Origin of the sequence: Bradyrhizobium iriomotense, assembly GCF_030160715.1 — a bacterium.
Taxonomy (GTDB): Bacteria; Pseudomonadota; Alphaproteobacteria; order Rhizobiales; family Xanthobacteraceae; genus Bradyrhizobium; species Bradyrhizobium iriomotense.
Genome location: NZ_BSOW01000048.1, coordinates 44,589 through 57,535 on the forward strand (window position 1 = coordinate 44,589; position 12,947 = coordinate 57,535).

The 12,947-nt window shown below is 65.8% G+C and carries 11 protein-coding genes and 1 riboswitch; of the genes, 7 read left to right on the plus strand and 4 right to left on the minus strand.

Going from position 1 to position 12,947, the window contains the following annotated elements:
* Positions 1 to 414, plus strand: coding sequence for an EVE domain-containing protein (locus QQL28_RS41095; protein WP_284274872.1), 414 nt, complete (start codon positions 1 to 3; stop codon positions 412 to 414).
* A 91-nt stretch (positions 415 to 505) separates the two neighbouring features.
* On the opposite strand, the gene QQL28_RS41100 is transcribed toward QQL28_RS41095, so the two are convergent.
* Positions 506 to 1,588, minus strand: coding sequence for an adenylate/guanylate cyclase domain-containing protein (locus QQL28_RS41100; protein WP_284274877.1), 1,083 nt, complete (start codon positions 1,586 to 1,588; stop codon positions 506 to 508).
* Positions 1,589 to 1,703: 115 nt separating this feature from the next.
* On the opposite strand from QQL28_RS41100, the gene QQL28_RS41105 reads away from it, so the two are divergent.
* Positions 1,704 to 2,162, plus strand: coding sequence for an SRPBCC family protein (locus tag QQL28_RS41105; protein ID WP_284274892.1), 459 nt, complete (start codon positions 1,704 to 1,706; stop codon positions 2,160 to 2,162).
* A 148-nt stretch (positions 2,163 to 2,310) separates the two neighbouring features.
* Here QQL28_RS41105 and QQL28_RS41110 read toward each other — a convergent pair whose 3' ends face one another.
* Positions 2,311 to 3,480, minus strand: a complete 1,170-nt coding sequence (locus QQL28_RS41110) for a DNA topoisomerase IB (protein ID WP_284274880.1) — start codon at positions 3,478 to 3,480, stop codon at positions 2,311 to 2,313.
* A 393-nt stretch (positions 3,481 to 3,873) separates the two neighbouring features.
* Between QQL28_RS41110 and acs the strand changes: the two genes are divergently transcribed.
* Both acs and QQL28_RS41120 read left to right on the plus strand, forming a co-directional pair.
* Positions 3,874 to 5,826, plus strand: a complete 1,953-nt coding sequence (gene acs / locus QQL28_RS41115) for an acetate--CoA ligase (protein WP_284274882.1) — start codon at positions 3,874 to 3,876, stop codon at positions 5,824 to 5,826.
* A 428-nt stretch (positions 5,827 to 6,254) separates the two neighbouring features.
* Positions 6,255 to 6,770, plus strand: a complete 516-nt coding sequence (locus QQL28_RS41120) for a L,D-transpeptidase (RefSeq protein WP_284274883.1) — start codon at positions 6,255 to 6,257, stop codon at positions 6,768 to 6,770.
* Between the two features lie 52 nt (positions 6,771 to 6,822).
* Here the strand turns inward: QQL28_RS41120 and QQL28_RS41125 are convergent, their stop codons facing one another.
* Positions 6,823 to 7,419 (minus strand): thermonuclease family protein, encoded by a 597-nt coding sequence (locus QQL28_RS41125; protein WP_284274887.1) that lies wholly within the window; start codon positions 7,417 to 7,419, stop codon positions 6,823 to 6,825.
* Between the two features lie 51 nt (positions 7,420 to 7,470).
* Positions 7,471 to 7,671: a DUF1674 domain-containing protein gene (locus tag QQL28_RS41130; protein ID WP_284274889.1), complete on the minus strand. Its 201-nt coding sequence runs from the start codon at positions 7,669 to 7,671 to the stop codon at positions 7,471 to 7,473.
* 193 nt (positions 7,672 to 7,864) lie between these two features.
* Here QQL28_RS41130 and QQL28_RS41135 point away from each other — a divergent pair, with 193 nt between their 5' ends.
* The 3 genes from QQL28_RS41135 (at position 7,865) to purH (ending at position 12,857) form a co-directional block, all read left to right on the plus strand.
* Positions 7,865 to 9,211, plus strand: a complete 1,347-nt coding sequence (locus tag QQL28_RS41135; RefSeq protein WP_284274891.1) for an RsmB/NOP family class I SAM-dependent RNA methyltransferase — start codon at positions 7,865 to 7,867, stop codon at positions 9,209 to 9,211.
* 157 nt (positions 9,212 to 9,368) lie between these two features.
* Positions 9,369 to 11,087, plus strand: coding sequence for a heparinase II/III family protein (locus tag QQL28_RS41140; protein WP_284274894.1), 1,719 nt, complete (start codon positions 9,369 to 9,371; stop codon positions 11,085 to 11,087).
* Between the two features lie 59 nt (positions 11,088 to 11,146).
* Positions 11,147 to 11,228: riboswitch (ZMP/ZTP riboswitch) on the plus strand.
* 36 nt (positions 11,229 to 11,264) lie between these two features.
* Positions 11,265 to 12,857 carry a bifunctional phosphoribosylaminoimidazolecarboxamide formyltransferase/IMP cyclohydrolase gene (gene purH, locus QQL28_RS41145; protein WP_284274896.1) on the plus strand — a complete coding sequence of 531 codons (1,593 nt, stop codon included), beginning with the start codon at positions 11,265 to 11,267 and terminating at the stop codon, positions 12,855 to 12,857.
* The last annotated feature ends 90 nt before the right edge of the window (positions 12,858 to 12,947 follow it).

A 12,947-nucleotide genomic window follows, 5' to 3' on the forward strand; every position in this document is an offset into this window, starting at 1 on the left:
ATGGCGTACTGGCTGGTGAAATCCGAACCGTCCGTCTGGTCCTGGGATCAGCAGGTCGCCAAGGGCGCCAAGGGCGAGGCCTGGACCGGCGTGCGCAACTTCACCGCGCGGCAAAACCTCGTGAACATGAAGAAGGGCGACAAGGCGTTCTTCTATCATTCCAACGAGGGCAAGGAGATCGTCGGCATCGCTGAAGTTATCAAGGAAGCCTATCCCGATCCGACCGACAAGACCGGCAAGTTCGTCTGCGTCGACATCAAGGCCGACAAGCCGCTGAAGACGCCGGTGACGATGGCCGCGGTCAAGGCCGACAAGAAGCTCGCCGACATGGCCCTGGTGAAATACTCGCGCCTCTCCGTGCAGCCGGTGACGGCGGAGGAGTGGAAGCTGGTCTGCAAGATGGGCGGGCTGTAGTTGCTGCCGTAGCCCGGATGAGCGAAGCGACATCCGGGGTGCTGCTGCCCCGCATATCGCTTCGCTCATGCGGGCTACTTCATCAACCTCATCAAGTTTCCGGCAGCGCGAACACGGCGCATGGCGCGGCGATACCGCGCAGCGGATGCATCCCGAGCGGAAGCAATGGTGTGTCGGTCTCGGCAGCGAGCGCGCCGGAGACCAGAACCGTCTTGCCGAGCGGCTTGCACAATCCCTCGAGCCGGCTCACCAGGTTGACGGCCGAACCGATTGCGGTGAAATCCAGCCGATTGGCAGCGCCGATATTGCCCCACAGCATCTCGCCGAGGTGAAGCGCGGCGCCGAACGATAGCGACGGCAATCCGCGGGCGCGCCGTTCGTCATCCAGATGCATCATGCCGGCACGCGCCGCGGCCGCCGCGCGCAAGGCGGCGGCGCAGGCACGACGCGGCGAATCATCAACCACGGGGAAGATCGCCAGCACGCCGTCGCCGATGAACTTCAGCACCTCGCCGCCAAAAGCGTGCACCGCGCCCGCGATGCGATCGAACCAGGCGTCGAGCGCCGAGATGACCACGGCGGGCGGATTGCTTTCGGACAACGCCGTGAAGTCGCGCAGGTCGGCATACAGCAGTGCCGCCTGGATGGTTTCGCCGAGGTCGCGGCGCAGCGGCGCCGCCAGCACGCGCTCGGCGCTGCGCCGGCCGAGATAGGCTTCGAGCGCCGCCGCCAGCGTGGCCCGCGCGGCGAGCACGGCGAGCGGCGCAGCCGCGAAGCGCGCGGCTTGCTGGAGATCGTCGATCTCGCGGGGCGTGAACGGGCGCGGCCCGATCCAGCCGAGCAATGGCCCGTCCTGCCGTGGCCCGGTCGCGTCTTCGTGGACGATGCCGGCCGCCAGTCCACTCAGCCAGCGCCGGCCGGCATCGTTGCTCGGCTTCAGAGCGGCTGCGCCCGGCGCAAAACCGAGGGCTTCGACGACCTCGCCGCTCTCGGCGCGCCACAGCCAGGTTCGCTGTGCGATCAATGGATGCGGGACATCGAGTGTCAGGCTGCCCGCCACGAGCGGCAATCCGTCCGCAACCAGATGCGCGCCGAGATCCGCGAGCAACCGGTCGGCCCCCGCAGTCTCAGCGGCGGCATCGACGAGCCAGGCGAGCGTGGAGGACAACTGCATGGGCGCGATCATGCGGTCTGCGCGCCATTTTTGTCACGACCTATCATCGATGGCGGGCCTTGAAGAGGCGCGGGCGCGGCGCCATGTGCCTAACTCAACCTGGGAACCGACGCCGATGACTGAGCCTTTCATAGTCCGCCGCGAGACCCATATCCCGGCCCCGCGTGCCACTGTCTTCGCCTACCTCGCCGACCCCGACAAGATCGTGAACTGGATGGGCACGGAGGCGGCGATGGAGCCGCATCCCGGCGGGCTTTATCTCCTCAAGGGCATCGGCCAGCGCGGCGGCGTCGCCCGCGGGGCGTTTCGCGAAGTCGTGCCGGTGCATCGGCTCGCCTACACGTTCGGTTGGGAGGGCGGCCAGGAAGTGCCGCCCGGCTCGAGCCTGATCGAAATTGACCTGATCGAACGCGACGGCGGCACGCTGTTGCGCATGACGCACAGCGGCCTGCCGACCGCAGAACAATGCGAAGCCCATAACAACGGCTGGGCCCATTATCTGGACCGCTTGAGCCTCGTTGCCGGGGGCCGCGATCCCGGACCCGATGTCATGAAGCCTGCGAACCGAATGTAACGTCGACTGCGGTGTCCGCGCTAAAGCGCGATGAGATTGGAATGAATCATCATCGCGCTTTAGGTTGTTGCTTGAGCATGATCTCCGCGCAAACGCCTCCCGCGTTTGTCGCGAGGGAAAGCCGTTTCACACTTTTCCGGATCATGCTCTAGACCGCCGCGGTCGCCACCACCTGCGCCAGAAGCTGCTCGCGCCTCGCCTGCGAGCGCTGGCCCTTCATCGTTGCGGCGAAACGCTCGAGGATGCCGTCCTCGAATGCGGTGACGATGGTGTCGTGGACGTAGCTCCTGCGGCAGATCGCCGGCGTGTTGGAAAGCTTGTCGGCAGCGGCACGGATCGCGTCCAGCACCTGGCGCTTGCGGCCGCGCTGGCTGGTCGCCGGCGTGATCCGCGACAGCGATTCCACCACGACGGCCGAAGCCATCAGGGTGCGAAAGTCCTTCAGCGAAATCTTGATGCCGGCGATCTCGCGCAGGAACGCGTTGACCTGCGTGGTGTTGACCGCGCGGACGATGCCGTAGGCATCGCGATACTGGAACATGCGCTTGCCCGGCACGCTGCCTAAGATGCCGATGGCGCGGACGAGCTTGGCCGCGTCGCATTCCTTCCGCACTGCCTTGCCGCCCTTGGCCTTGAAGGTCAGTACAAAGCAGTCGTCTTCCAGCGTGACGTTGGACTTCAGCAGCGTGGTGGCGCCGCGGGTGCCGTTGAGGCGGGCGTAGGATTCATTGCCGGGACGGATCGCGGTGCGGGCGATCAGCTCGATCACCGCCGAGAGCGCGAATTCGCGCGTCGGCTCGTCACCCGACAGGAACATCGAGACCTTGCGCCGGATCTTCGGCAGCGCGCCGACGAGCTTCTCCAGGCGATGCGCCTTGCGCTGCTCGCGGACCTTTTCCCAGTCGGCGTGATAGCGATATTGCAGCCGCCCTGCGGCATCGCGCCCCACCGCCTGGAGATGCGAGCTCGGGTCGGCCGAGTAACGCACCTCGCGATAGGCCGGCGGCACCGCCATGGCGTGCAGGCGGCGGATGGTGCGGGCGTCGCGGATATGGGCACCGTTGGGACGGACGAAGGAGTAGCCCTTGCCGCGCCTGATGCGGCGGATGGTCAGCTCGTTCTGGTCGCCGAGCCGCAAGCCGAGCTCCCGGGCCAGCGCCTCGACCGAGGTCGCGGAGGCCGTGTCATAGGTCTTCTTCGGGCTGGGGCGCTTGAAACCGGTTGGTTTCGGCCATTGTCCGAGCGCTTTGGCCAGCGCAATAGCGGCGGGATCGGCTGAAGCGGGCCGCATCGTCCCGAAATTCTGCTGATCCATCATAGTCTTACGCCTTAGCTCCGCCTGTTATCGAACAATGCTGTTATTTTGATTTTTGTTCCATTGGGTCTCGTTGGACCCCGGTCAGGCCATTTAGGAGGTTCCGAACGGCATTGCGAGTCCCGAATCAGTGACGGAAGGTTTCTAAATACCTCCAAACCGCGCATGGGCGCCCTGCGCAGGCAGCTTCCGGAGGTTTCGGCAAAGAGCCGGGAGGTCAGGTCGGTGACTGTTTCAGATTTGCGACAGGCGTGCTGCCCGGCTTGATCTTGCTCATGGTTGTGTGCCCGCCGAAGGTCCAGCTTGTCCTCCTTGTCGGGTCCGGTTAGCCCGACGCATAATCAGTCGAATGATGATGTCGGCATTGCCTGAGCTTGCCGCATGGTGGAGGAAAACATGTCCGAGAAGATCTACGACGTGCCGGCGGAGTGGGCGAAGCGCGCCTGGGTCGACCAGGCCAAGTACAAGGACATGTACGCCCGCTCGATCTCGGACCCGCACGGCTTCTGGGCCGAGCAGGCCAAGCGCGTCGACTGGATGAAGGCGCCGACCAAGATCGACAACGTCTCCTTCGCCCCCGGCAACATCTCCATCAAATGGTTCGAGGACGGCGTCCTCAACGTCGCCTGGAACTGCATCGACCGGCACCTCGCCAAGCGCGCCAACCAGACCGCGATCATCTGGGAGGGCGACGATCCCTCGCAGTCCCGGCACATCACCTACAAGGAGCTGCATGACGAGGTCTGCCGGATGGCCAACATCCTGCGCACCCGCAACGTCAAGAAAGGCGACCGCGTCACCATCTACCTGCCGATGATCCCCGAGGCCGCCTACGCGATGCTGGCCTGCGCGCGGATCGGCGCGATCCATTCGGTGGTGTTCGCCGGCTTCTCGCCCGACAGCCTCGCCCAGCGCATCAACGACTGCCAATCCAAGGTGATCATCACCGCCGATGAGGGCCTGCGCGGCGGCAAGAAGGTGCCGTTGAAGGCCAATGTCGATGCGGCGCTCGCCAAGACCGAGGGCGTCGATTGGGTCATCGTCGTCAAGCGCACCGGCGGCAAGGTCGACATGAGCCCGTCGCGCGACCTCTGGTACCACGACGCGGCCAAGATGGTGACGACGGAGTGCCCGGCCGAGCATATGCACGCCGAGGATCCGCTGTTCATCCTCTACACCTCGGGCTCGACCGGCACACCAAAGGGCGTGCTGCACACCTCGGGCGGCTATCTCGTCTACGCCGCGATGACGCATCAATACGTGTTCGACTATCACGACGGCGACATCTACTGGTGCACCGCCGACGTCGGCTGGGTCACCGGCCACAGCTACATTCTGTACGGGCCGCTCGCCAACGGCGCGACCACGCTGATGTTCGAAGGCGTGCCGAACTACCCCGATAATTCCAGGTTCTGGAACGTCATCGACAAGCACAAGGTCAACATCTTCTATACCGCGCCGACCGCGATCCGCGCGCTGATGCAGGGCGGCGACGAGCCGGTCAAGAAGACCTCGCGCGCCTCACTGCGCCTGCTCGGCTCGGTCGGCGAGCCCATCAATCCGGAAGCCTGGGAGTGGTATCACCGCGTCGTCGGCGAGGACCGCTGCCCAATCGTCGACACCTGGTGGCAGACCGAGACCGGCGGCATCCTGATCACGCCGCTGCCGGGCGCGACCAAGCTGAAGCCTGGCTCGGCGACGCTGCCCTTCTTCGGCGTGGCGCCGGAGATCGTCGACGCCGACGGCCAGGTGCTGGACGGCGAAACCACCGGCAATCTCTGCCTCACCCGTTCGTGGCCGGGCATGATGCGCACGGTCTATGGCGATCACGCCCGCTTCGAGCAGACCTATTTCTCGACCTACAAGGGCAAGTATTTTACGGGCGACGGCTGCCGGCGCGACGCCGACGGCTATTACTGGATCACCGGTCGCGTCGACGACGTCATCAACGTCTCCGGCCACCGCATGGGCACGGCGGAAGTCGAGAGTGCGCTGGTCGCGCATGAGAAGGTCTCGGAGGCGGCCGTGGTTGGCTTCCCCCACGACATCAAGGGCCAGGGCATCTACGCCTATGTCACCCTGATGGCCGGCGTCGAGCCGACCGAAGACCTGCGCAAAGAACTCGTGACCTGGGTACGCAAGGAGATCGGTCCGATCGCCTCGCCCGACCAGATCCAGTTCGCGCCCGGCCTGCCCAAGACGCGCTCTGGCAAGATCATGCGTCGCATCCTGCGCAAGATCGCCGAGGACGAGCCGGGTAGCTTAGGGGATACCTCGACGCTGGCCGATCCCGCCGTGGTCGACGACCTCGTCAAGAACCGCCAGAACAAGAAGCAGACCTCGGCCTAAGCAAGCTCTCGTGCCCCGGACGCAGCGCAGCGCTTCTTCAGCGGTGCGCTGCAGAGCCGGGGCTCATCGATCGGCGCGCTAAGATTGGATCCCGGCTCAGCGTCGCGTCACTTGCGTGCCGCGCCGCGTCCGGGACACGAGACCCGAGCCGCAATCCGAAGCATCTTCTTTCAAGGCTACCCACGCCCTCACGCACTTGTCAGGGTGCGGGCACGCACGTCCGTATCTTTCCCGGCAAGTGTTGTTTTCCGGTCATTTACTTTAATTCGAACTTTTCCTTTGTTCCCCCTGCTGGCGGACCCCCCGGACATGCCGCGAAAACCATCCGGTTAACGCGCGCGGTTAAGAATGTGTGGGCGAGCGGGCGATTGCCGGGTTTTGCGTAGATTTGGACGACCCGTTCGGGGCAACGGATAAGGAAGCAAGTCATGTCGATGCGGATTGCGGTGGCATTGGCCGCCACCATCGGGGCTGGGATCTTGATGTCGACGGCGGCCGAGGCGCGGCCGGAAATGGTGGGGCTGCACGGTGGCGAATATTCGCCAGGCACCATCGTGGTCAAAACCAACGAGCGCCGTCTCTATCTCATTCTCGATGACGGCCACGCCGTGCGTTACCCGGTCGGCGTCGGCAAGTCCGGCAAGCAGTGGGCCGGCACCACCCGCATCGACGGCAAGTATCGCAACCCGGCTTGGTCGCCTCCGGCCGAAGTGAAGCGCGACAAGCCGCAACTTCCGGACGTGATCCCGGGCGGCTCGCCGCGCAATCCGATGGGCGTTGCGGCGATGACGCTGGCCGGCGGTGAATACGCCATCCACGGCACCAACGTGCCGGGCTCGGTCGGCGGCTTCGTCTCCTATGGCTGCATCCGCATGCTGAACGACGACATCACCGACCTCTACAGCCGCGTGTCGGTCGGCACGACGGTGGTCGTGACGCGCTGAGATCGACCTGCTTCAAGGCAAATGACAAAGCCGCGCTCTTTGCGCGGCTTTTTTATTGCCAGAAACGCCAGCCGCGCGCGCACCAGCCCTCGCGATGGCCGCCATTGTAGCTTCGCGCATAACCGCCCGCGAGCAGCGCCGCCGAGACGTTGACCGTGCGCTTCGTCGCGACGTCGGCAACGACGCGGCCTTCATATTTGTCCGGGCCGATATTGTAGATGGCGACGCCGCCCTCACGCAGCAGATTGCGCAGCGCGTCCGTGGCAGCCTCGGCTTTCTCCAGTTCCTCGCGGCAGGACGCCTTCAGCTCAGGCGCATCGATGCCGCGCAGGCGGACCCGCGTGACGAGATCACGGCCATCCTGTTGATGCACGCGCGCGACGAAGGTGTCGCCGTCGATGGTGCGGACCACGTCCACGCCGTAGCGGGCGTCGGCCTTGCCGGCGTGCTGCAACACGATCTCGGCATCCTGCGCCCTGTCATCGCCCGCATGCGGAACGGGCCAGTTCGTGCCATGCCGGTAGGTGAGCACGATCGCCGTCACGACAACGAGCACGAACATCCATGGCAGCAGGCCCGCGAAGCGGCGGCCAAACGGCGCGCCGCTGAACGAGGGCCGATACGGATTGATTCGGTCGCGAGGAAGCATCGGCCGACGCTAGGCCTGAGTCGGCTGAACCGGCAAGTGATGGCCCGGGTCTCAGAAATCCGAGGCGATGCCCTTGCGTTCCCAGTCGCCGAAACGCGTGGGCTCGGGCCCCTTCGGACCCTGCAACTCTTTTGGCGCGGCCTTGGCATTGGCCTCGGCCGCCTGCCGGCGTGCCTCGGCTTCCGCCAGCGCGCGCTGGGCGGCCGGCGTCAGCGGCTTGCGCCCGGGCGGGCTGGACGGAGTGTCGTTCATCTCTGGCTTCCTAGCCCAGGCACGCGCCGTGCGCGATCGGAAAAAACGCCGCGCATAAGGCAGAGATCGTCACGCGGGGCTGAAAAAACCAGAGCCGATTCTTACATTTGGCATATTCGCATGCCACAGATGCGCTCCTTAAGGCATGCGCCCTCACGGCGGAACTGCCGCTCGCTCAGAACCTTACCTCCGCATGCCCTCTCAACGTTTTGCTCCACCCACCGAAGTGCCAGGTCTCGCAGCACGGCGGATCGCCGCCGACATCGTCGACGGTGTCCTGCACAAGCACCGCACGCTGGACGACCAGCTCGATGGTGGCGGCGCCCATCCCGGACTGAAGACGCTCGCCGATCGCGACCGCGCGCTGATGCGGCGCATGGTGGCGACCGTTTTGCGCCGGCTCGGCACGCTCGGCCACGTGCTGTCGCGTCTGCTCGACAAGGGCATCCCTGCCGAGGCGCCGCGCGCGCAAAGCGCGCTTCTGATCGGCGCTGCGCAAATTCTCTGGATGGATGTTCCCGATCACGCCGCCGTCGATCTCTCGGTACGCCTCGTGCAATCCGACCGCCGCGCCGCGCGCTATGCCGGCCTCGTCAATGCCGTGCTGCGCCGCTGCGCGCGCGAGGGCAAGGCGCTGGTGGAAGAAGTCGCGACGCAATCGCTCGACCTGCCACCCTGGCTGCTTGCGCGCTGGAGCGCGCATTATGGCGAGACTGCCGCGCGCGACATGGCGCTCGCGCTCGGCCATGAGCCCTCGCTCGACCTGACCGTGAAGTCGGATGCCGCGCAATGGGCGAGCCGCCTGCATGGCGAGGTGCTGCCGACCGGAACCGTGCGCACGCAGCTGCACGGCTCGGTGACCATGCTGCCCGGCTTCAGCGAGGGCCAATGGTGGGTTCAGGACGCCGCGGCCGCATTGCCGGCCCGGCTGTTCGGCGACGTCGCCGGCAAGTCCATCGCCGATCTCTGCGCCGCGCCCGGCGGCAAGACGGCCCAGCTGGTGCACGCCGGCGCGAACGTTGTCGCGGTAGACCGTTCGCCGGCGCGCGTGGCGCGGCTGCGCGAGAACCTGGCGCGGCTGTCTTTGCAGGCCGAGACCGTCGTCGCCGACGCCGTGGAATGGGCGGGTCCTCTGCAAAGCTTCGACGGCGTCCTGATCGATGCGCCCTGCACCTCGACCGGCACGATCCGCCGCCATCCCGATGTGGCCTGGCTGCGCCAGGAGTCCGACATTGCGGCGCTCACGGCGCTTCAGCAGCGCCTGCTGCGCAAATCCGTCTCGCTGCTCAAGCCGGGCGGGATGCTGGTCTACTGCACCTGCTCGCTGGAGGCGGAGGAAGGCGAGCAGGCGATCGCCGCGCTGCTGGCCGCCGAGCCGGGCTTCCGCCGCGTCCCGATCCAGCCGTCCGAGGTCTCGGGGGTAGCTGAGATCATTACCGCCGACGGCGACCTGCGGACCCTGCCGAGCCACCTGCCAAACGCCGACCCACGGCTCGGCGGGCTCGACGGATTCTTCGCTGCCCGACTCGTTAAATCCTGATTTTGCACTAGATTTTGCTTTCCGGACGCTGATTCGCAGCCTTTCAAGGTGGTGTCAGACGGCGGATTTTGGGATTAAAAGGATTCGTCAGGAATCCTCTCCCCCTTCAAGGTAAGGCGTGTCGGTCGCTCAACGCAGACGCATCTCGACGCTGGTCATGAACCGCTTCGCGCGGAACATGCTTGCGCGCGCGAGCGGCGGTTCCGTGGCGCTGTCGCGGCTATGGCCGGGCCGCACCGACCGGCTGATCATCGCCCCGCACGATCTGCGCACCGCGGACGCCACCCGCGCGGCCGAGATCTATGCCGGGCGATTCGTGTTCGCCGGCAAGATCGTCAATTGCCACGGCCGCTCGATCTTCGATCTCGAGCCGCCGTCGGAGGACTGGGAGGTCGCCCTGCTCGGCTTCGGCTGGCTGCGTCATCTGCGCGCCGCCGACACCGCGCTGACGCGGGCCAATGCCCGCGCGCTTGTCGAGGACTGGATTTCCAATCCCGCCAACAAGCGCCGCGCGGTGGCCCGCCGCGCCGACGTGCTGGCGCGGCGCGTGATCTCGCTGCTGTCTCAGGCGCCGCTGGTGCTTGGCGACACCGACAACAAGTTCTATCGCCGCTACTTGCGGGCGCTGGCGCGCGAGCTTCGTTATCTGCGTTTCACCATGGTCGACATCCCGGACGGGGTGCCGCGGCTGCAAGTGTTGATCGCGCTGTGCTACGCCTCGCTGTGTCTTGCCAACCAGGCGCGCCACATCCGCAGCGCCTCGCGAAAACTGTCCGACGAATTGCAGCGCCAGATCCTCCCCGACGGCGGACACATCTCCCGCAATCCTGGCGCGCTGATCGAGCTCCTGATCGATTTGCTGCCGCTGCGGCAGACCTTTGCCGCGCGCAACATCGCACCGCCGCCGGCGCTGCTGAACGCGATCGACCGCATGATGCCGATGCTGCGTTTCTTCCGGCACGGCGACGGCAATTTCGCGCTGTTCAACGGCATGAGCGCGACGTCGTCCGATCTGCTCGCCACGCTGCTGGCCTATGACGACACCCATGGCGCGCCGATGGCGACCATGCCGCATACCGGCTTCCAGCGTCTCGACGCCGGGCAGTTGACGCTGATCATGGATACCGGCGCGCCGCCACCGGCCAATGTCAGCCACGACGCTCATGCGGGCTGCCTGTCGTTCGAATTGTCCTCGGGCACGAGCCGCATCGTGACCAATTGCGGCATGCCGACGACGGGGCGCGACAATTGGCGGCCGTTCGCGCGCGGCACCGTGGCGCATTCGACGCTGACCTATCACGAGACATCGTCGTGCCAATTCGTCCAGCTGTCGGCCATGAAGAAGCTGCTGCACGGCGCGCCCGTGATCAGCGGGCCGGCCGTGGTCGAGAATTTTCGTGAGGTCGTGGCGAACGGCACGCTGCTGACGACGTCGCATGACGGCTACCTCGCCAAGTTCGGCGTGATCCACCGGCGTGTGGTGATGGTCTCCAATGACGGCACGCGTCTCGACGGCGAGGACACGCTGTCCCCGCCGCAAGGAGGCCGGCTCAAGGGCGCGAATGCCGATTTCGCGCTGCGCTTCCACCTGCATCCGGCAGTGAAGGCGAGCCGGCTGTCGGATGCCCGCGGCGTGATGCTGGTGCTGCCGAACCGCGAGGTCTGGACCTTCGAGGCGCTCGACGACAAGGTCGATCTCGAGGACAGCGTGTTCCTGGCCGGCAATGACGGGCCGCGCCGCACCGCGCAGATCGTGATCCGGCAGGATGCGCGTCAGGCCCCCTCGATCCGCTGGAGCTTCGTCCGCTCCTCCGCTTCGCCGGCCGTCACCAACGCCCGCCGCAACGCAAGGCGCGAGCCGGAACTTCCGCTGTAAACGCGCAGGGATCGCGCCTATCTAGCCGTTGTGAAGAGCACCGAAAGCTGATAACGAGCCCTCGCTCGCGCGACTGGCGACCTTGGATGGAGCACCATCGGGAAGCGCGGGACATATCTGCCGCGCGCCTGGGCATAGGTACTCCCGACACAGAGGATCATGCCCATGACTCAAGCGATGACTGACCATCCCCGTCGCGTCACCCGCGCCCTGCTCTCCGTTTCCGACAAGACCGGCCTGATCGAGTTCGCCAAGGCGCTGGCCGCCCATGGCGTCGAGCTGGTGTCGACCGGCGGCACTGCCAAGGCGATCGCGCAAGCGGGCCTCGAGGTGAAGGACGTCTCCGAGCTGACCGGCTTTCCCGAGATGATGGACGGCCGCGTCAAGACGCTGCATCCGAAGGTGCATGGCGGCCTGCTCGCGATCCGCGACAACAAGGAACATGCAGAGGCGATGACGACGCACGGCATCGCGCCGATCGATCTGCTCGTCGTCAATCTCTATCCGTTCGAGGCGACCGTCGACAAAGGCGCCGGTTTCGAGGAGTGCATCGAGAACATCGACATCGGCGGTCCCGCGATGATCCGCGCCGCCGCGAAGAACCATGACGACGTCGCCGTTGTCGTCGAGGCGCAGGACTACCAGGCCGTGCTCGACGAGCTTGCCGCCAACAACGGTGCGACCACGTTGAAGCTGCGCCGGCGCCTCGCCGCAAAGGCCTATGCGCGCACCGGCGCCTATGATGCCGCGATCTCCAACTGGTTCAACCGGCAGCTCGAGATCGAAGCGCCCGACTACCGCGCTTTCGGCGGCAGACTGATCCAGGCGCTGCGCTATGGCGAGAACCCGCACCAAACCGCGGCGTTCTACGCGACGCCCGACAAGCGGCCGGGCGTCTCGACCGCGCGGCAATTGCAGGGCAAGGAGCTCTCCTACAACAACATCAACGACACCGACGCGGCCTATGAGTGCATCGGCGAGTTCGACGCCAAGCGCACCGCGGCCTGCGTCATCGTCAAGCACGCCAATCCCTGCGGCGTCGCGGAAGGTCCCGATCTCGTCACCGCCTATCGCAGGGCGCTCGCCTGCGACTCGACCTCCGCCTTTGGCGGCATCATCGCGATGAACCGTGCGCTCGATGCCGACACCGCGCGCGAGATCACGAAAATCTTCACCGAGGTGATCATCGCGCCCGATGCCAGCGAGGAAGCGATCGCCATCATCGGCGCGCGCAAGAATCTGCGCCTGCTGCTCGCCGGCGGCCTGCCCGACCCGCGTTCGGCGGGTCTCACCGCCAAGACCGTTGCCGGCGGTTTGCTCGTGCAGAGCCGCGACAACGCCGTGGTTGACGACATGACGTTCAAGGTGGTGACCAAGCGTGCGCCGACCGACGCCGAAATGCGCGACCTGAAATTCGCGTTCCGGGTGGCCAAGCACGTCAAGTCCAACACCATCATCTACGCCAAGGATCTCGCCACCGTCGGCATCGGCGCGGGCCAGATGAGCCGGGTGGATTCGGCGCGGATCGCGGCGCGGAAGGCCCAGGATGCGGCGAATGAGCTGAAGCTCGCCGAGCCCCTCACCAAGGGTTCAGTCGTAGCATCCGATGCATTCTTCCCGTTTGCCGACGGTATGCTCGCCTGCATCGAGGCAGGCGCCACCGCGGTGGTGCAGCCCGGCGGCTCGATGCGCGACGACGAAGTGATCAAGGCCGCCGATGAGCATGGCATCGCGATGGTGTTCACGGGAACGCGGCATTTCCGGCACTAAAGCGTGATGGCATTAAGTTCGATAACCTGAATTTTTGAGGTAGTTGGCGCATTCCTCGGATGTGAAGGCATCGAGTGCGTGGCCGATTGC